We start from the raw sequence: 19,240 nt of genomic DNA on the forward strand, positions 1-19,240 counted from the left end.
TTCACGCTTTTCTTTTCCCCTGCCAGGATGTGCCATGCGCACCGGAGTTCTGTGCGCCCTCGCGGGCCTGTTCCTGACCCTGTCCACTACCGTTGCCGCCGCGCAGAATCGGGAAGACCTTGCCCGGGAACCACGCTGGCAGGCCTTGCTGCATATTAACCCGGGCGCCACCCTTCGTGATCGCCACCGCAGCTATGTGGACGACGATAATTTTTTCCTCTCCGACACCGGTAAGGATGATCCGCTGGCGGAGCTGAACGCCTCCATTGACGCGTTGCGGCCAGCACAGGCGCCGGAGCGTTGCCGTTTCCCGGCCCGCTATCGCTTTTTTGCCGAGCACTTGGGTTGGGAAGAGAGTGGGGGGCAAGAGAGCGCGCCTTTCGCCCATTGCGACGAATACATGGAATGGCGTCAATCGGTTCAGGCGAACCGGGCCGTGCTGGTCTTTCCCGCCGCCTACCTGAACAGCCCTTCCTCCATGTTCGGCCATACTTTATTACGCCTGGATCAGACCGGTGACGGGACCGTATGGCTGTCCTGGGCGGTCAATTTTGGCGCCATGACCTCGGAACAAGACAACTCCCTGTTCTACATATACCGCGGCCTGGCCGGCGGCTATCCCGGACGCTTCACCCTGGTACCTTATGTGCAGAAAATCCAGGAATACTCCCATATGGAAAACCGGGACATCTGGGAGTACGACCTGGCTCTGAATCAGGACGAGATTGATTGGGTCATCGAGCATTTGTGGGAACTCAAGGACATCAATTTCGACTATTACTTTTTCGATGAGAATTGCTCGTTCCGGCTGTTGGAACTGGTGGAAGTGGCCCGGCCCGGCACCGGCTTGCTGGACAGGTGGCGGTTTGCTGAGCTGCCCGTCAATACGGTGCGGGCGCTGGACGATAAGGACCTGATCGAACAGCGCCATTATCGACCGTCCAAGGCGCAGGAGCTGGAAGCCCTGGTGGCGGAGATGACGGTGGCGGAACGGCGCCTTTCCCGCCGTCTCGCCGATGATCCGGATTTGGCGCAAAGCGCGGAGTTTCAAGCCTATCCGCCGCCACGGCAGGCGTTGATGGCGCAAACCGCTTATCGTCATGTACGGTTTGTTCATCGCAAGGAGGAACGCACCGAGGATGTGGCCAAGCGTTCCTTCGCATTGTTGGGGCTGATGAGCCGGCTGCCAGCGGCGACACCGCCCCGGGTGCAGCCTCAACGTCCGCCGGAAGAGGGGCATGGTACCAAAATGCTGGGCGTCTCCGGTGGCCAATGGGGCGCGGATGATTACGGTCAGCTCAGTTGGCGGATGACCTACCATGACCTGCTGGATAACCGCCGCGGTTTTCTTGATGGCGCGCAAATCGAAGGGTTGGGTGTTACCTTGCGCAGTACCGAAAGCCAGGCGGTGAAGCTGGAGCGCCTGGACCTGGTCAGCATTCGCTCATTGAGTCCCCGCGATACGTTCTCCAAGCCGCTGAGCTGGTATGTGGAGGGCGGGCTGGAACGGGCCTGGGCGCAAGGGCGCCGGCTGACCCGTTATGTTCAGGGCGGCGCCGGCCTCAGCTGGCGCTGGCAGGGCTGGCAGCCCTATGTACTACTCAGCGCCCGGGCGGAAAACAACAGTGCTTTCAGCACCTGGATTACCCCGGGCGGGGGCGCCGAGGCCGGACTGCTATACAACAGCGGCGCCTGGCAGTGGCAACTAAGCAGTGCCGGACATTACTTTACCAATGACGAATACCGGCATCGTTCCCGGCTTAGTGCCCATTACGCACTGGGGCGCCAGCATGGTTTGCGCGCCTCTCTGGAGCGCGAAGGCTGGCGCGGCGACAGTGACACCGGTTTCAATCTGGAGTGGCGATGGTATTACGACTGATGCTGCTGCTGGTGCCGTTGCTGGTGAGCGGTTGCAGCGGGGTATTCTTCTATCCGATGAAGCCCTGGGCGCAGAATCCTGCCCGCCAGGGATTGGACTACGAGGATGTGATTCTGATTCATCCGGATGGGCTGCGCCTGCACGCCTGGTGGTTGCCGGCTCGGGGGGGCAGTGTTGCCACCGTTTATTATCTGCACGGTAATGGCGAGAACATCAGTACTCACCTGGCCAATGTGCAATGGATGCCGGAGCAGGGCTTCAATGTGCTGCTGCTGGATTATCGGGGCTATGGTTTGTCGGAGGGCTCCGCCGAATTGCCGGAGGTCTTCGATGATATCCAGCTCGGGCTCGACTGGCTGGTGGCATCCGGGCGTGCCGAGGGACAGCCGATCATTCTGTTTGGCCAGAGCCTGGGGGCGGCAATGGGAACCCGGGTGTTGGCGCGACCGGTCAATGAGGACAAAGTCCAATGCGTGGTGTTCGAAGGCGCCTTCGCCAGCTACCGGGATATTGCCAAGGATGTGATGGGGCGCAGCTGGCTGCTATGGCCGTTGCAGTGGCTGGTGGTGCCGACGCTGCCGCCACGTGACTGGGATCCGGAAAATAACATTGCCGCTCTGGCGCCGCGCCCTTTACTGATTCTGCACAGCCGGGAAGATCCGGTGATCCCCTACGCTCAGGGGGAGCGCTTGTACCACGCCGCCGAGGCGCCGAAGCTGTTTCAGCCGCTGCGCGGCGGTCATGGGCAGGGAACGAGAGATCCGGCGGTTCGCGCCCGGATCGTCGATTTCCTGCGCGACAAGGCGTGCCTGGGAGGCTGATCATCAAGCTAGCGCGTCCCTTCGCCAGCAGGCTGGCTCCCACATGCTACGAAGCCGCTGTGGGAGCTTGCTTGCAAGCGAATGACTAACGGTTCGGGGGCATTCGCGGCCAAGGCTGCTTCCCACCGCTGCTTTCCAGCCAGGAGCGGCCAAAGAAAGTACCGCGATCAATCTCTCACTCGTCCTTGGCGGAAACGCCGTCGTTTTCCTCTTCCCGCTGCACCTTCTCTTTCTCGACGAAGCGTCCGAAGATCAGGCCCACTTCGAACAGCAGCCACATGGGCAGGGCGAGTAACGTCTGACTGATGATGTCCGGTGGTGTCAGCAGCATGCCGAGGACGAAACACGCCACCACCACATAGGCCCGGGAAGAGGACAGCTTGGCGGCGGTGGTGGCGCCGGAGGCGATCAGCAGGACAATGGCGATGGGCAACTCGAAGGCGACGCCGAAAGCCAGAAACAGCGCCAGCACGAAATCCAGATAACTGCTGATGTCGGTGGATACCGCCACACCTTCCGGCGCCACCGAGGTGAAGAACTGGAACATCAGCGGAAAGACCACGAAGTAGGCGAAGGCGGCGCCGGCATAGAACAGCAGGACGCTGCTCATCAGCAAGGGGACCGCCAGCCGCTTCTCGTGCCGGTAAAGCCCCGGGGCCACGAAGGCCCAGGCCTGATGCAGAATGACCGGGACCGCCACGAAGATGCTCAGATACAGCGTCAGCTTGAATGGCGCGAGAAAGGGCGCGGCCACGCCGGTGGCGATCATGTGGGTGTCCTCGGGCATCGCCTGCATTAGCGGCGCGGCGATCAGCGTGTACAGTTCCCGGGAAAAATAAAACAGGCACAGGAACACCACCAGAACCGCCACCACCGCACGCAGCAGACGGTTACGCAGTTCCAGGAGATGAGCTACCAGCGGTTGCGCGGTATCGCCGTGGTGCTCGTCATTCATCGGATTTCTTCTCCTCCGGGGTGGAAGACGCTGGCTCGGAGGGTTCGAGCGTATTCAGACGGCTTTCCGCCTTGATCGGGTCGGGCTTCTGCCGGGCCTGGGCTACCTCGTCCGGGGACAGCAGGCTGTCCTTGGCCTTGCGGATGCTGTCTTCGTCCAGCCCCATTTCCCGCATCTGTTTTTCCATGCGCTCGCGCATGTCCATGTTCAACGCTTCACGTTCCAGCTCGTTGCGCAGGTTATTGAAAGTGGAACGGGCACGACCGACCCAATAGCCCAGGGTGCGGGCCGCTTTGGGCAGGCGTTCGGGACCCAGCACCACCAGGGCGATAACAAAAATCAGCAGCAGCTCGGAAAAGCCGACGTCGAACATGGGTAGCGGCTCCGCTCAGGTCAGACCTGATCCTTGTCCTTTTCTTTCTGTTCCTGGGTGGTGTCGTTTTTCTCGTCGGCTAGACGCTGCTGGTCTTGCTCATTTTCGCCATCGCGCATGGAATCCTTGAAGCCCTTGACCGCGCCGCCGAGATCGTTGCCGATGTTGCGCAGCTTCTTGGTTCCGAACAGCAGAACCACGATGGCCAGGACGATGAGCAATTGCCAAATACTGATACCGGAAAACATGATTAATCTCCTCGAGAGGCTTTTTCTTCGTGCCCGGACAGGCCGAAGCGACGCTCCAGTTCCGCCAGCACTTGGTCGGGATGCAATCCTAGATGAGCCAGCATGACCATGGAATGAAACCACAGATCCGCGGTTTCGCTGACCAGGGCCCGGGTGTCGCCGCCGGCTTCCAGGTCCCGGGCGGCGAGCAGGGTCTCGATGGCTTCCTCGCCCACCTTCTCCAGAATCTTGTTCAGGCCCTTATGGTACAGACTCGCCACATAGGAACTGTCCGGGTCCGCCCCCTTGCGGGCCTCCAGGACTTGGTGCAATTGGTTGAGAATATCCGACATGGTGTCTCCAGTGCAGGCCCGTCAGTGTAGCAAAGTACGGGCCGCTACGCGCGCAATGACCACGCCAGCAGCACGGCGCCAGTACCGCCCAGAGGCCAGGCCCAGCCGCTACCGACCAGCAGCGCGTCAATGCCCGCCAGCAGGCCCAGGGCCACCGCGCCGACCCCGGCCAGGGCACGGCGGCGATTGTGGCGCAAGTTTGATGCCAGGCGGAATTCCAGGTCCCGTTGCCGCTGCGGATGATCGCGCAGATTCTCCAGGGCGTCACGCAGCAGATCCGGCATTTCCGGCAACTGAGCGGTCCATTCCGGCAGCCGGTTGCGCAGTTTATTGAGCGTGGCGGCGGGGCCGTATTCCTCCATCATCCACGCTTCCAGCAGCGGCCGGCCCACGGTCCAGATATCCAGTTGCGGGTAGATGCTGCGGCCCAGACCTTCGATATGCACCAGGGTCTTCATCAACAGCACATATTGTACCGGTGCCTCAATGTGGTATTCCCGGGCCAGATCAAACAGGCGCAGGACCAGCGGGGCGAATTCCAGCTGTTCCAGCGAGGCGGAGCGAACCGGTGCCAGCAACTGGGTGGCCTCCTGTTCGAAACGGTGGCGATCGATCGGGGCGTTGCTCCAGCCCGCCCGGATCACCAGATCCACCAGCATCGGGTAATCCTCGCGCATCACCGCCAGTACCATGCGCCCGAGCACGTTGAGGTCATGGCGGGACAGGCGCCCGGCAATGGCGCAGTCCACCGCCATGTATTGGGGCAGATCCGGGGTGGCCGGATTGACGAAAATATTACCCGGGTGCATGTCGGCATGGAAAAAATTATGCCGGAACACCTGGGCGAAGAAGATTTCCACACCGCGTTCGGCCAGGGCGCGCGGGTCGATGCCGGCCGCCTTGATGCGCTCAATGTCATTGACCGGAATGCCGTAAATGCGATCGGAGATCATCACCTGACGGGAGGACACCTCCAGGTGCACCTCCGGGATGTGCAGCAGCGAACTGAACAGGAAATGCCGGCGCATGGTCTCGCTGTTGCTGGCTTCCTGCTCCAGGTCCAGTTCGCCACGGATCACCGACTGGTAATCCCGCACCACCCGTACCGGGTGGAAATAGCGGGAATCGGACCAGAGTTTCTCCAGTATCCGGGCGCCGAAACCCATTACCCGGAGGTCCCGCTCCACCTTCATTTCAACGCCGGGGCGCAGTACCTTGACCACGACTTCACGGCCGTCCAGCAAGGTGGCCGGATGCACCTGGGCCACCGAGGCGGAGGCCAGCGGCCGCTCGTCGAAGGTGGCGAACACCTGGTCGAACGGCTTAGGCAGACTGGCCTGGACCTTTCGCCGGGCTTCGCCGCCATCGAAGGGCGCCACCTGATCCTGCAGGCGCGCCAGGGATTCGGTCCAGTCCGGTGGCAGCAGATCCCGGCGAGTGGCCATCAACTGGCCGAATTTGATGAAGATCGGCCCTAACTCCTCCAGCGCCAACCGCAGACGTTCGCCTTCGCTGAGGTCGCCGGTGCCGCGCCAACTGGTTGGCACCAGGTACTGCAGAAAGACCAGCAGCGGGCGAATGGGATGCGCCGGAAGCAGGGACAGCAGACGATAGCGGCACACCACCAGGGTGACCGAGAACAAGCGGGCAAACGGTGGCATCAGGGCGCGGAACTCCTTGCGGACCTGTTCCCACCCGGTTCGATAATCGCGCCGGGGGCCGTTTTCTCACCAGCCAGGGTGCGGTGAGCGCGGTGTGGCTGGTTACATGAGCGAATCGCAACGCGGGATCGCGGGAATACGGCCCCGACCCTTCGGGTTGCGCCCCAAAGCGGGCCAGTCGGTGTTCTTCGTCGTTCATTTAGCACGCTAAACTTCTCTCCTCACGCCTTGCCTGGCCCGCTTTGGGGCGGCAACGCGACTATCGAACCGGGCGGGAACAGGCCTTCAAACGCTGAACGCGGGCTTCCAGGCGGTCCACATCACCGCGCAGCTCATCCACGTCCTGATAGAATTCGTACACTTCCCGGCGCAGTGCCAGCAGGCCGGACTCGTTGCCCAGATAGTCGCCCACCTGGTCGCCGAGGCGGCGAAACGCCTCGCGGGCCCAGCCTCCCAGGCGCAGGGCGCCCTGATGCAGGGTCTGCGCCAACTCGCCACCAAGCGCCGGCTCCAGCATGGCGCCCCAATCCAATTGCAGGTCGCGGGCCAGCTCACGCAAGGATTGCAGCAGTTCACGGTTGCCCTCGATGCGAACCGGGCCGCCGATGGCGCTGGGCTGACGTTTCCAGTCCAGCAACAGCGCGGCCAGGTCCACCGGGTTGCCGGTGACGCTGACGTCCGCCGCCGCTTCGCTGCGTAGGTACAGCTCGACGCCGTCATCCACGATCAGCAGAAACACCGAGGTGCGCGGCAAAGTGCTGTGTACCCCCAGCAGCCGGCCGGCATGCTGGCGGAGCGCGGCGGCGGTCACCGGGTCGCCGCGCAGTGCCGTGTTGATGGCCCGTTCCAGGGCGGCCACGGCGGTGGTGGAGAGCAGTCCGGGATCCGACATCAGGCTTTGAACCCCCGGTGCAGGGCCACCACGCCGCCGATCATGTTGAAGTATTCGGTACGCACGAAACCGGCCTCATCCATCATGCCCTGCAACGTGTCCTGGTCCGGGTGCATGCGGATCGACTCGGCCAGGTACTGATAACTGTCGGCGTCGTTCACCACCAGTTTGCCCAGCCGCGGCCAGACCGCGAAGGAGTACAGGTCATACAGCTTGGCGAAGGGCTTGTTCACCGGCTGCGAGAATTCCAGTACCAACAGGCGTCCGCCCGGTTTGAGCACGCGCAGCATGGAGCGCAGGGCCGCGTCCTTGTCGGTGATGTTGCGCAGACCAAAGGCGATGGTCACGCAATGGAAGCTATTGTCGGCGAAAGGAAGGTGCTCACCATTGACCTGGGCCACTTGTGTGTTGTGTCCGCAACCCGCGTCGTAGAGCCGGTCCCGGCCCACGCCCAGCATCGCGTCATTGATGTCGGCCAGGACCACCTGGCCGGTTTCGCCGACCAGGCGGGAGAATTTGATCGCCAGATCGCCGGTGCCGCCGGCCAGATCAAGCACCCGTTGGCCCGGGCGCACCCCGGCCAGTTCGATGGTCATGCGTTTGAGGATGCGATGGCTGCCCAATGAAATCAGATCGTTCATGACATCGTATTTGGCCGCCACCGAACGGAACACGCCCGCCACCCGCTGTTGCTTTTCCTGCCAGGGAACCTGCTGGTAGCCGAAGTGGGTTACTTTGTCGTCGTTGGTGTCGGTCATGGGATGTCCTTGAACGGAAAAGGGTGCCGGCTGAACAGGCGCGTCATGATCGCGTCCTCGCGGGCCGCCACTCGCTCAAGCAGGGCGGTCACGCTGGGCACCGGTTTCATTACCCGGAAACTGCGGTCGATGAAATCATACAGGTTCGAGAAGCCCGCCGCATGAGCGGGTTTGCGCACCAGCCGGAAGGTGGTTTGCAGGGTGCGTGAGCGGATGTAGCGGTCCAGCCGGGGCCCCAGTTCCGCCACCAGCGTGATCTGTTGCCGGCGCGCGCCATCGTCACCGAGATCCCGGTAGCCTTCGGCGTAGCTGGCGGGATCCAGCGGCTGATCCAGCCGGGCTCCCAGCGTATGGACCAGGGCCTCATCCAGTTCCTGGGTGAGCATCGCCGCTTCCAGGGCCACCGCGGAGGTGGCCATGACCCGGTCGGGCAGCAACTTCAGCGCCTTGGGCAGGGCGCGGCGAATCTCGGTGGCCACCGGCAGCAGATCCTGACCACCGTAGACATCATCCAGCAGGAAAGTCAGCGCCGGTCGCAGCTGGTGATCGGCGAGCAGATCGGCGTGGGTCTCGGCAAGCCGCTGCCGTTGGGTGGCCCGCAGCCGTTGCAAGCGGGCCAGAAACACCGCGTCGTCAACGTGTTGGCGCAGCTGAAAAAAGCGCGCCAGGGCATGCTGCAAGCGAAGGCCGGCGGTGTCGGCGGCGCCATTGGCTGGGGACTGGGAAGTGGGCATGGTCAGAGTGTCTTGACGAACACCTTGGAATTGCGCTGCCAATTATACAGCTGCTGCCGCTGCGCCGGCAGGCTGTGTACATCCGCGGGCTGGAATCCCTGCTCCTGAAACCAGTGGGCGGTATGGGTGGTGAGCACGAACAGCCGTTCCAATCCCTGCTCCCGCGCCCGCCGCTCCAATTGCCGCAGCAACTGAAGGCCCCGCTCGCTACTGCGATACTGCGGGTGCACGGCGACACAGGCCAACTCGCCCACTTTTTCCGCCGGGAAGGGATAGAGTGCCGCGCAGGCGATCACCATGCCGTCCCGCTCGATGATCAGGAAGCGTTGTATCTCGCTTTCCAGCAACTCCCGGGAGCGGCGCACCAGGGTGCCGTCCGCCTCCAGCGGAGAGATCAGCTCCAGTACGCCGCCGACATCCTCGATGCGGGCGCCGCGCAGGGTTTCATAGGTCTCTCTCGTGACCATGGTGCCGCAGCCGTCACGGGTGAACAGTTCCTTCAACAGTACGCCGTCGTCGCTGGCGTCGAGCAGGTGGGCGCGTGCCACGCCGTTGCTGGCCGCGTGACACGCGGCGGTAAGGTGCCGTTCCAGAGCGCTGTCCTGTAGACGCTGTCCGGCGAGCAACCGTCCGGCTTCCTGCGGCGTCAGCTCGCGCAGTATGCGCTGGTGTTCATCGTCGATGCGCACGCCGTCGCCGAGCACGATCAGCTTGTCGGCGGCCAGGGCAATGGCGGCGGTGGAGGCCACTTCCTCCGCATTCAGATTGAACAGCTCGCCGGTGGGGGAGCTTCCCAGCGGGGATAGCAGCACCACGTTGCCGGCGTCCACCTGGCGGCGGATCGGTCCGACCTCGATGCGGCGTACCTCGCCGGTGTGCTGGTAGTCAAAGCCGTCGCGCACCCCCTTGGGCTTGGCGATGACGAAGTTGCCGCTGATCAGCTGGATCGAGGCGTTGTGCATGGGCGTGTTCGCCAACCCCATGGAAAACAGCCCTTCCAGCTTCAGCCGCAGTGCGCCCACCGCGGCAATCACCGCTTCCAGCGCGGCGCTGTCGGTGATCCGGGTGTGGTGCTCGAAATGGGTTTCCAGGCCGGCGGCATGAACGCGCCGGCTGATCTGCGGCCGGGCCCCGTGAACCAGCACCAGGCGCACGCCAAGGGTATTGAGCAGCGCCAGGTCATGCACCAATGAGGGCAGTAACGGACTGTCCAGAACCTCGCCGGTCATCATCACCACGAAAGTACGGCCACGATGCGCGTTGATGTACGGTGAGGAATTGCGGAACCAGTTCACCTGGTCGGTAGTGCTCACGGTTTTTCTCGGCCAATCAAGGGGATGGGCCAGTATAGCCAGCGCCGCCAGGGCGACGCCAGGGGCCGAAGCACGCTTACACGCAACACGCTTGCACGCTAACCCCTAAAACCGGCGGGGCGAACCAAGCGTGTTCGCGTGCTGGCGTGTAAGCGAATTCACGCCCCGAACAGTCCCTTGAAGAAATAGAAGAACAGAATCGACAACAGGGCCCCGGCGGGCAGGGTGACGATCCAGGAAGTGAAGATGGTGCTGATCACGCGCAGGTTGAGCGAGCCGATGCCGCGCGCCATGCCGACACCGAGTACCGCGCCCACCAGGGTATGGGTGGTGGAAATGGGCAGTCCGGTACCGGACGCCAGTACCACGGTGGTGGCGGCGCCCAGTTCGGCGGCGAAGCCACGGCTCGGGGTCAGCTCGGTGATCTTGGTGCCCACCGTGGCCATGACCCGGGCGCCGAGCACCGCCAGCCCGAACACGATCCCCATGGCGCCCACCAGCAAAACCCAGCCGGGAATGATCGCTTCCTTGCCAATCACGCCGCCATTGGCGAGCACACTGCTGATCGCCGCCAGCGGGCCTACTGCGTTGGCCACATCATTGGAGCCATGAGCGAAGGCCATGGCACAGGCGGTGAAGATCATCAGCACCGCGAATACCCGCTCCACCGAACTGAAACGGAAATCCTTGTCGGCTTCCGGATCCGGTTGGATGCGGCTCAGGAACAGGACCCCGAGGCCGGCCACCACCGCGCCGCCGACGATCGCCCACAGGGTGCTGGAGGCGAAGTTCATCTCCAGGCCCACATGCTTGAGGCCTTTCACCAGGGTCACCTTGGTGATCACGAAGCCCACCAGGAACATGTAGAACGGCACCACTTTCTTGGCCCGCTGGAACGGGTCGTCATGGTTGAGAACCAGTTTCTGCACGCTCTTGATCAAGGCGAAAGAGAGAAAGCCCGCCAGCAGCGGCGAGGTGACCCAACTGGCGACGATGGAACCCACCTGTCCCCAATGGACCGCGTCCATACCGACGCCGACCGCGGCGAAGCCGACAATGGCGCCGACGATGGAATGGGTGGTCGACACCGGCCAGCCCGCCCAGGAAGCCACCACCAGCCAGATGCCGGCGGCCAGTAATGCGGCGAGCATGCCGTAGATCAGATAATGAGGGGTCTGGTTGAAAACCTCGGCGTCGATGATGCCCTTGCGGATGGTGGCGGTGACCTCACCGCCGGCCAGGTAGGCCCCGGCGAACTCGAAAACGATGGCGATCAGAACCGCCTGTTTGACGGTGAGAGCCCGCGCCCCCACCGACGTGCCCATGGCGTTGGCGACGTCATTGGCGCCCACGCCCAGGGCCATCAGGAAACCGGCGCCGCCGGCAATGAGCAGCATCAGGGTGCTGTGTTCGAGCATCCACTCCATAGGGAACCTCTGCTGGTCTGCCGGACCCTAGCGGGCAAGCAACAATTGAAGATGGCCGCCGACCTTTTGGGCGCGGTCAGCCAGGTCACCGATCCAGTCGATGATCTTGTACAGGAACATCACATCCACCGGAGGCAGTTCGGATTCCAATTTGAACAGCCGGGCGCGGATCTGCACCTGCTGGTCGTCGTTGGCCCGTTCCAGGCGATCCAGTTCCTCGATGAGCTCTTCCACCAGACGGATTTCCCGGCCGCTGAAGCCGGTTTCCACCAGTTCGTCCAGTTCATTGATGGCCTTCTTGGCCTGGGCGGAAGTGTCGATGGCGCCTTGCAGATAATCGGTCATGCTATCGGCGAGGCTGGGAGGGAGCGTCATTTGCCGGCCGAGCATGAGGCCGGCGATGTCCTTGGCCTTGTTGGCCACCTTGTCCTGCACGCTGACCAGTTCCAGCAGATCGGAGCGGGGCACCGGCAAGAACAGGCTTTTGGGCAGGTTGAGGCGGAACTCTTTCTTCAGCTCGTCGGCTTGGTTTTCCAATTGGGCGATGCGCTGGCGGGCTTCGCGGGCGCGTTCCCAGTCATTGTCGCGGACCGCGGAGAAGAAATCGCCCAGGCCCAAAGCGCAATCGTGCACGGTGTCGTAATGCTTTTGCAGGGGGCGTATCGGCGATCGGCCAAAAAGGCCGGCGATGGAGCTGCCAAAGGACATAGGAACCCTGTCACGGAATCGTCACTGAAGTGGGCGCGAGTATAGTGGATAGCGGCGCTGCTGCCTATTCCATGAAATGCCGGAGCCTGTTCCGGAAAGCGCCGCTGCCTATTCCGGGGATAGGTGATAGTATTTTCTTAATTGTAAATTAGGTTTTTGGGGGTAGTAGTGATCGGGGCCACCACCGCGGCTCATTCGTCCCGGACGTTTGAGCTGGATGTTCGCTGGGTCATGCGTGAACTGCTCGAAGAGCAGCGCGTGACCCGGGAAGACTACAATGTGATTTCCACAACGCCACGGGAAAGCAGCGAGCAGGGTTGGCATCCGCTACAGGTAGTGGCGAAATACCGGCTGGCCGATCGTCAGAATGAGCACGCCTTCCTTGATATCGATGCGCTCACCGCCTGGCTGGCGGAAAAAGGCGGTCTGAGCCTGTATCACATCGATCCGCTCAAGGTGGAAGTGGACCGGGTCACCGACGTGATGAGCTACGCCTTCGCGGAACGCCACGGCATTCTGGCCCTGGAAGTGTCGGCGGAGACGGTGGTGGTGGGCTGCGATCAGCCGTTCCGTCTGGATTGGCGCGAGGATCTGCAGCAGGTGCTGGGGGATCGGACCGTGCGGGTGGTGCTGGCCAATCCGGAGGCGCTGCGCCGCTATCGCATCGAATTCTACAATCTCAGCCGCTCCATCGCCGGTGCCCGTCGTTCCGGGGGGCAGGGAGGCACGGATATCGCCAACTTCGAGCAACTGCTGGAAGTTGGCCGGGGGCGGCCGGACGCCGATGATCAGCACATCGTCAATATTGTCGACTGGATCCTGCAATACGCGTTTTCCCAGCGTGCCAGCGACATTCATCTGGAGCCGCGCCGGGACACCGGCCGCATGCGGTTCCGGATCGATGGCGTTCTGCATGACGTCTATGAACTGCCCGCGCCGGTGATGGCGGCGGTGACCAGCCGCCTCAAGATCCTGTCCCGGCTCAACGTGGCGGAAAAACGCAAACCCCAGGACGGCCGGCTCAAGACCAAAAGCCCGGATGGCAATGAGGTGGAATTGCGCCTGTCCACGTTGCCCACCGCCTTCGGTGAGAAGATGGTGATGCGTATCTTTGATCCGGAGGTGCTGGTGCGCAGCTTCGCGCAAATGGGATTCAGCCAGGAGGATCATCAGGCCTGGCGGGCCATGACCGGCCACACCCACGGTATCGTCTTCGTCACCGGGCCCACCGGTTCCGGCAAAACCACCACGTTGTATTCCACGCTCAAGCAACTGGCGACCAGCGAGGTCAATGTCTGCACCATCGAGGATCCGATCGAAATGGTGGAGCCCAGTTTCAACCAGATGCAGGTGCAGGCGAATATCGACGTCGGCTTCGCCGAAGGGGTGCGGGCGATGCTGCGGCAGGATCCGGACATCATCATGATCGGGGAGATCCGTGACCTGGCCACCGCGGAAATGGCGATCCAGGCGGCGCTGACCGGTCACCTGGTGTTGTCCACCCTGCATACCAATGACGCGCCGTCGTCGATCGTGCGACTCACCGATCTCGGCGTGCCACCTTATCTGATCACCGCCGCCGTCACCGGGGTCATGGCCCAGCGGCTGGTGCGGACCCTGTGTCCGCATTGCAAGGCACCGCAAGCGGTGGACGCGGCGTCCTGGCGGGAGCTGGTGCGGCCCTTCAAGATGACTCCGCCGGAAACCTGGTATCGGCCGGTGGGCTGTCTGGAGTGCCGGGGTACCGGCTACCTGGGGCGCATGGGGGTGTATGAGGCCATGCCGCTGGCGGCGCCGGTAAAAAGCCTGGTTAATCGTGGCGGAGACCTCGAATCACTTACCCGCGAGGCGGTGCGTGGGGGGATGAAACCCTTGCGTATCAGCGGTGCCCGGAAAGTGGCCGCCGGCTTCACCACGGTGGAAGAAGTGATGCGGGTAACGCCATCCCCGGATATGCTGTTGGGCTGACACGCATACACGCAGCACGCATACACGCAACACGCTAGCACGCCATGCTTGCCGACCCTGTAGCGAGACGGGGAGGGCGGATTGTTTGGGAAGGCTGTCATCGCGGGTGCGCAAACATGCTCGCTATTGTTTGCCAGCGATCTGGCTTCGGGTTTAGCGTGTTTCGTGCCAGCGTGCCAGCGTGCCAGCGTGCCAGCGGAAAAGCCCGGACCGGGCCTTTCCTTGTTTCCCGAGGCTGTGGACAATACCACCCATGACAGAACCGGACTATTCCGGCCTGCCCGATGACCTTGCTCAGCTGGTTGGCCAGCATTGGCAACGGTTTCAGGAGGCGGGCCATACCCTGCCTGATGCTCTGCGCGCCGATCTGCCCAAGGTCTGGGCGGGTTCCGACTTCGTGGCGGAACAGTTCATTCGTGACGGTGAGCTGGGACCCTGGTTGCTTGAGCACTCCCTGAATCAACGCCTGGATGCGATGTCCCTGGTTATCCAGGTGCAACAGGCGGTGGCTGCCTGCGCCGGCGAGGATGAGTTGAAACAGGTGCTGCGGCGGCTGCGTCAGCGCCATATGGCCCGCATCATCTGGCGGGACCTGGCCGGGCAGGGCGACTATCACAGCACCGTGGCGGACCTCTCCCTGTTGGCCGATACCCTGATTTCCTGCGCGCTGGAGCAGCTTTACGATTGGGCCCGGGCCCGTCAGGGCACGCCGATCGGGCCGGACGGGCAACCAGTGACGCTGGTGGTGTTCGCCATGGGCAAACTGGGGGCGCGGGAACTGAACCTCTCCTCCGATATCGATCTGATCTTCGCCTATGAACACGAAGGCGAGCTGGAAGGCGAGCGGCGAGCACTCAGCCACCATCAGTTTTTCCAGCGTCTTGGCCAGCAGTTGATCAAGGCACTGGACCAGACCACCGCCGACGGCTTTGTATTTCGTGTCGACATGCGGCTGCGCCCCTGGGGCAAGAGCGGCGCGCTGGCGGTGGGCTTCGACGCCATGGAGAGCTACTACGAAACCCAGGGCCGCGAATGGGAACGCTACGCGCTGATCAAGATGCGCCCGGTGGCTGGTGACCTGGAGGCCGGCGCCCGCCTGGTGGAGCGGCTCAATCCCTTTGTCTATCGCCGTTACATCGATTACGGCGCGTTCCAGTCGCTGCGCGAGATGAAATCCCTGATCGAGCGGGAAGTGAACCGCAAGGGGATGCAGGCGGATGTCAAGCTCGGCGCCGGCGGCATTCGTGAAGTGGAGTTCATCGTTCAGGCCTTCCAACTGATCCGGGGCGGCCAGTTGCCGGCGCTGCGTCAGCCCAACCTGATTCAGGTTCTGCCGCTGCTGCTCGAGCAGGGGCTGCTGCCGGAGGATGTGGTGGAGGAATTGCGGGACGCCTACGTGTTCCTGCGCGATGTGGAACACCGGCTGCAGGCGGTGGCGGACCGGCAAACCCAGCGTCTGCCTGATGACGAGGTGGGTTGGGAGCGGCTGACCTTTGCCATGGGGTTCTCTTCACGGCGCGTATTCGAACGCGGTTTGCGCCGCCACCGGGAGCGGGTGCGTTTCCACTTCAGCCAGGTGATCGCGGATCCCGAGCAGGAGTCCGATGAGCGCCAGGGCGATCAGGAACTGGTGGATGTCTGGCTGGGACGACTGGAGCCGGAGGCGGCCGTTACGGTGCTGTCAAACATGGGTATCCAGGAGGCGGAGCAGGTCTACGAGCAGGTCCATGCACTGCGCGAGAGCCGGGCGGTGGAGAACATGCAGCGTATCGGGCGCGAGCGTCTCGACCGGTTGATGCCGTTGTTGCTGGAGGGCCTGGGCTATCAGGGGCATGGCGCGGTTACCGCGGCACGGCTGGTGGCTTTTATCGAAGCGGTGCTGCGGCGCAGCGCCTATATCGCGCTGCTGGTGGAAAATCCCGGCGCCCTGACCCAGTTGGTGAAACTGTCCGGGGCCAGCCCCTGGATCGCCGAAAGGCTGGCGCGTCACCCGGTGTTGCTGGACGAGTTGCTGGACGTGGGTACGTTGTACTCGCCGCCGGCCCGGACCGAACTGGACGATGAGTTGCGCCAGCAGTTGCTGAGAGTGGCGGAGGATGACCTCGAGCAGCAGATGGAGGTGCTGAGGAACTTCAAGCAGGCGCATCTGCTGCGGGTGGCGGCGTCCGAGGTGACCCAGGTGCTGCCATTGATGAAGGTGAGTGATTATCTCACCTGGCTGGCCGAGAGCATTCTCAATCAGGTGGTGATGCTGGCCTGGGAGCCGTTGGTGGAACGCCATGGCAAGCCGTCACGGGACAGCGGCCAGCCCTGCGATCCGGATTTCGTGGTGGTGGGCTACGGCAAGCTCGGCGGCATCGAGCTGGGCCATAACTCGGATCTGGACCTGGTGTTCCTGCACGATGCCGCCCCCGGCGGTAATACCGACGGTGACAAACCGGTCTCCAACGAGCAGTTTTATGCCCGCCTGGGGCAGCGCATTGTCCACATCCTGTCCACCCGCACCATGAGTGGCCAGCTTTATGAAGTGGATATGCGGTTGCGTCCCAGTGGCAAATCCGGCTTGCTGGTGTCCGCCATGAGCGCGTTTGAGAAGTACCAGACCCAGGATGCCTGGACCTGGGAGCATCAGGCGCTGGTGCGGGCCCGGGTGGTGGCCGGTTGTAATCGGGCGCGTCAGGCGTTCGACGCGATTCGCCATCAGGTGCTGTGTCAGCCGCGCGATCCTCAAACCCTGCGCGATGACGTTCTGGCCATGCGCGAACGCATGGTGACGCACCTGGGATCGGGGGAGAAAGGCCGTTTCCACCTCAAGCAGGATCCTGGAGGTATCGTTGATATCGAATTTATGGTGCAATATGGCGTACTCAGATGGGCCTCCTCCCACGGTGAACTGACCCGCTTCACCGATAACGTGCGGTTGCTGGAAACGCTTGCCGCTCTGGAACTGATGCCGGCGCAGGACGCCGGATTGTTAAGGGAAGCCTACCTGGCCTACCGGTCAGCGGCTCATCGCGCCTCGCTGCGCAAAGAGAAATCCATCGTCGACGATGCCGAATTCCGCGATCTGCGGGAGGGGGTTCGTGCGATTTGGAAGCAATGGTTCGACCTCGAAGAATAGACGTGCCCGGCAAGGCACGCTTCCACGGGTCATAGTTCTGGGAGAATGACCGCCATGTCCATGGCTGATAGAGATGGTGTTATCTGGCTGGATGGTAAACTGGTGCCCTGGCGCGATGCCAAGGTGCACGTGCTGACGCATTCCCTGCATTACGGCATGGGCGTGTTCGAAGGCGTGCGGGCCTACGAGACCGACAAGGGCCCGGCTATCTTCCGCCTGCGGGAGCACACGGACCGGCTCTTCAACAGTGCGCATATTCTTAACATGAAGGTGCCGTACGCCAAGGATGTGATCAACCAGGCGCAAATCGACGTGGTCCGGGAAAACAAACTTCCCCACGCCTACCTGCGTCCGCTGGTGTTCTATGGAAGCGAAGGCATGGGGCTGCGCGCCGCCGGCCTTAACGTGCATGTGGCCGTGGCCGCCTGGGAATGGCCGTCGTACATGTCTCCGGAAGCCCTGGAGCTGGGTATCAAGGTGCGGACCTCCAGCTACACCCGCCACCATGTGAACATCACCATGTGCAAGGCGAAGTCTTCCGGCAGCTACATGAACTCCATGCTGGCGCTGAACGAAGCCCTCTCCGGTGGTGCCGATGAAGCGCTGCTGCTGGATAACGAAGGTTATGTGGCCGAAGGCTCCGGCGAGAACGTGTTCCTGATCCGTGACAAGGTGTTGTACACCCCGGAACTGACCTCCTGTCTGGACGGCATCACCCGCAAGACCATCATTCAACTGGCCGAGGAGCGGGGCTACAAGGTGCGTGAGAAGCGTCTCACCCGAGACGAGTTCTACATCGCCGACGAAGCGTTCTTCACCGGTACCGCGGCGGAAGTGACGCCGATCCGTGAGCTGGACGGCCGTATCATCGGCGAAGGCAAGCGGGGGCCGATCACCGAGCAACTGCAGGCGGTGTATTTCGATCTGGTGCGCGGCAAGCTGGACGAGTACCGCGACTGGCTGACCTTCGCGGTCTGAGACGCGAAGACGGACGCCTGACGCCTGATGTCCGAATCCCAGCGTATCCTTGTCGTCGGCCCCTCGTGGGTGGGCGACATGGTGATGGCGCAGACCCTGTTCGCCGAGTTACAGCGGCGGCAGGACTGCGCCATCGATGTTCTGGCGCCCGCCTGGTGCCGACCCTTGTTATCGCGCATGCCGGAAGTGCGTGCCCCCCTCGATTTGCCGTTCGACCATGGCGATCTGAAGCTGGCTGCCCGCCGGAAGCTGGGTCGCTCCCTGCGTGGCCGCTACGATCAATGCTTCGTTTTACCCAACTCTCTGAAATCCGCGTTGGTGCCCTTTTGGGCCCGGGTGCCGGTACGCACGGGGTGGCGTGGCGAGATGCGCTATGGCCTGCTCAACGACGTCCGGGTACTCGATAAGCAGCGTTATCCCTTGATGGTGCAGCGTTTCGTTGCCCTGGCGTTGCCCTCTCAAGCCGCACCGCCGCTGCTTGAGACGATCACCCCGCCGCATCTGGTGGTTAGTGAGGACAGCCTGGAGCAGGCACTGCGGGCCCACGGTTTGAATCGGGATGTGCCGGTGCTCGGGCTTTGTCCCGGGGCGGAGTTCGGCCCGGCCAAGCGCTGGCCGGAATACCACTACGCCGAGGTCGCGCGGGACTGGATCAGCACCCGCGGCGGCCAGGTCTGGATTTTCGGATCCGGCAAGGATCTGCCCGTGGCGGAAGCCATTCGCGATGCGCTGCCCGGGGCGCAGCGGTCGTCGGTACAACTGCTGGCCGGCAGCACCAGCCTGGAACAGGCGGTGGATTTGCTGTCCGCTACTGATGCCGTGGTCAGCAACGATTCGGGACTGATGCACATCGCCGCCGCTCTTGGCCGTCCGCTGGTGGCGGTTTACGGCTCCACTTCTCCGGATTTCACCCCGCCGCTGGGCTCGGCGGTGCGGGTGGTGCGTCTGGGATTGGATTGCAGTCCCTGTTTTCAGCGTGAATGCCCCCTGGGGCATCTCAATTGCTTGCGCCAATTGGAGCCGGCCAGGGTGATTTCCGCTTTGCGGGACCTGGCCGTCAGGGAGGATTAAG

The 19,240-nt window shown here is 62.9% G+C and carries 17 protein-coding genes; 6 read left to right on the forward strand and 11 right to left on the reverse strand.

The genetic code is table 11. The features are described 5' to 3' along the window. Positions 1-34: 34 nt before the first annotated feature. Both E0L37_RS10040 and E0L37_RS10045 read left to right on the forward strand, forming a co-directional pair. On the forward strand, positions 35-1,879 hold the full coding sequence (locus tag E0L37_RS10040) for a DUF4105 domain-containing protein (protein ID WP_133491611.1): 1,845 nt from the start codon (positions 35-37) through the stop codon (positions 1,877-1,879). Then, complete coding sequence (locus E0L37_RS10045; protein WP_133491612.1) at positions 1,864-2,700, forward strand: alpha/beta hydrolase; 837 nt, start codon at positions 1,864-1,866, stop codon at positions 2,698-2,700. The genes E0L37_RS10040 and E0L37_RS10045 overlap by 16 nt, the downstream gene beginning before the upstream one ends. A 175-nt stretch (positions 2,701-2,875) precedes the next feature. Here E0L37_RS10045 and tatC read toward each other — a convergent pair whose 3' ends face one another. The 11 genes from tatC to E0L37_RS10100 form a co-directional block, all read right to left on the reverse strand. Next, positions 2,876-3,655, reverse strand: coding sequence for a twin-arginine translocase subunit TatC (gene tatC / locus E0L37_RS10050; RefSeq protein WP_133491613.1), 780 nt, complete (start codon positions 3,653-3,655; stop codon positions 2,876-2,878). After that, complete coding sequence (gene tatB / locus E0L37_RS10055) at positions 3,648-4,028, reverse strand: Sec-independent protein translocase protein TatB (protein ID WP_133491614.1); 381 nt, start codon at positions 4,026-4,028, stop codon at positions 3,648-3,650. Before tatB ends, tatC begins: the two co-directional genes overlap by 8 nt. Before the next feature lie 20 nt (positions 4,029-4,048). Then, positions 4,049-4,276: a Sec-independent protein translocase subunit TatA gene (gene tatA, locus E0L37_RS10060; RefSeq protein ID WP_133491615.1), complete on the reverse strand. Its 228-nt coding sequence runs from the start codon at positions 4,274-4,276 to the stop codon at positions 4,049-4,051. A gap of 2 nt (positions 4,277-4,278) precedes the next feature. Next, positions 4,279-4,608: a phosphoribosyl-ATP diphosphatase gene (locus E0L37_RS10065; RefSeq protein WP_133491616.1), complete on the reverse strand. Its 330-nt coding sequence runs from the start codon at positions 4,606-4,608 to the stop codon at positions 4,279-4,281. 44 nt (positions 4,609-4,652) lie between these two features. Further along, entirely contained in the window at positions 4,653-6,269 is a 1,617-nt protein-coding gene (locus E0L37_RS10070; RefSeq protein ID WP_133491617.1) for an AarF/UbiB family protein, read from the reverse strand. Positions 6,270-6,528: 259 nt separating this feature from the next. Next, positions 6,529-7,161: an SCP2 domain-containing protein gene (locus E0L37_RS10075; protein ID WP_133491618.1), complete on the reverse strand. Its 633-nt coding sequence runs from the start codon at positions 7,159-7,161 to the stop codon at positions 6,529-6,531. Further along, on the reverse strand, positions 7,161-7,919 hold the full coding sequence (gene ubiE, locus E0L37_RS10080) for a bifunctional demethylmenaquinone methyltransferase/2-methoxy-6-polyprenyl-1,4-benzoquinol methylase UbiE (protein ID WP_133491619.1): 759 nt from the start codon (positions 7,917-7,919) through the stop codon (positions 7,161-7,163). The genes E0L37_RS10075 and ubiE overlap by 1 nt, the downstream gene beginning before the upstream one ends. Continuing rightward, complete coding sequence (locus E0L37_RS10085) at positions 7,916-8,653, reverse strand: hypothetical protein (RefSeq protein ID WP_133491620.1); 738 nt, start codon at positions 8,651-8,653, stop codon at positions 7,916-7,918. Before E0L37_RS10085 ends, ubiE begins: the two co-directional genes overlap by 4 nt. A gap of 2 nt (positions 8,654-8,655) precedes the next feature. Beyond that, entirely contained in the window at positions 8,656-9,966 is a 1,311-nt protein-coding gene (gene argA, locus E0L37_RS10090; RefSeq protein WP_133491621.1) for an amino-acid N-acetyltransferase, read from the reverse strand. Between the two features lie 158 nt (positions 9,967-10,124). Next, on the reverse strand, positions 10,125-11,393 hold the full coding sequence (locus E0L37_RS10095) for an inorganic phosphate transporter (RefSeq protein WP_133491622.1): 1,269 nt from the start codon (positions 11,391-11,393) through the stop codon (positions 10,125-10,127). A gap of 27 nt (positions 11,394-11,420) precedes the next feature. Continuing rightward, positions 11,421-12,101, reverse strand: a complete 681-nt coding sequence (locus E0L37_RS10100) for a TIGR00153 family protein (RefSeq protein ID WP_133491623.1) — start codon at positions 12,099-12,101, stop codon at positions 11,421-11,423. Positions 12,102-12,332: 231 nt separating this feature from the next. Here E0L37_RS10100 and E0L37_RS10105 point away from each other — a divergent pair, with 231 nt between their 5' ends. The 4 genes from E0L37_RS10105 to waaF all read left to right on the forward strand — a co-directional run bounded on the left by E0L37_RS10105 (position 12,333) and on the right by waaF (position 19,239). Further along, complete coding sequence (locus E0L37_RS10105; protein ID WP_240687452.1) at positions 12,333-14,069, forward strand: GspE/PulE family protein; 1,737 nt, start codon at positions 12,333-12,335, stop codon at positions 14,067-14,069. A 253-nt stretch (positions 14,070-14,322) separates the two neighbouring features. Further along, positions 14,323-17,190, forward strand: a complete 2,868-nt coding sequence (gene glnE / locus E0L37_RS10110; RefSeq protein WP_133491625.1) for a bifunctional [glutamate--ammonia ligase]-adenylyl-L-tyrosine phosphorylase/[glutamate--ammonia-ligase] adenylyltransferase — start codon at positions 14,323-14,325, stop codon at positions 17,188-17,190. 54 nt (positions 17,191-17,244) lie between these two features. Beyond that, positions 17,245-18,168, forward strand: coding sequence for a branched-chain amino acid transaminase (locus E0L37_RS10115; RefSeq protein ID WP_133491626.1), 924 nt, complete (start codon positions 17,245-17,247; stop codon positions 18,166-18,168). Positions 18,169-18,195: 27 nt separating this feature from the next. Beyond that, complete coding sequence (gene waaF, locus E0L37_RS10120) at positions 18,196-19,239, forward strand: lipopolysaccharide heptosyltransferase II (RefSeq protein WP_133491627.1); 1,044 nt, start codon at positions 18,196-18,198, stop codon at positions 19,237-19,239. The last annotated feature ends 1 nt before the right edge of the window (position 19,240 follow it).

The organism is Alcanivorax sp. 24, assembly GCF_004360225.1.
GTDB lineage: Bacteria > Pseudomonadota > Gammaproteobacteria > Pseudomonadales > Alcanivoracaceae > Alloalcanivorax > Alloalcanivorax xiamenensis.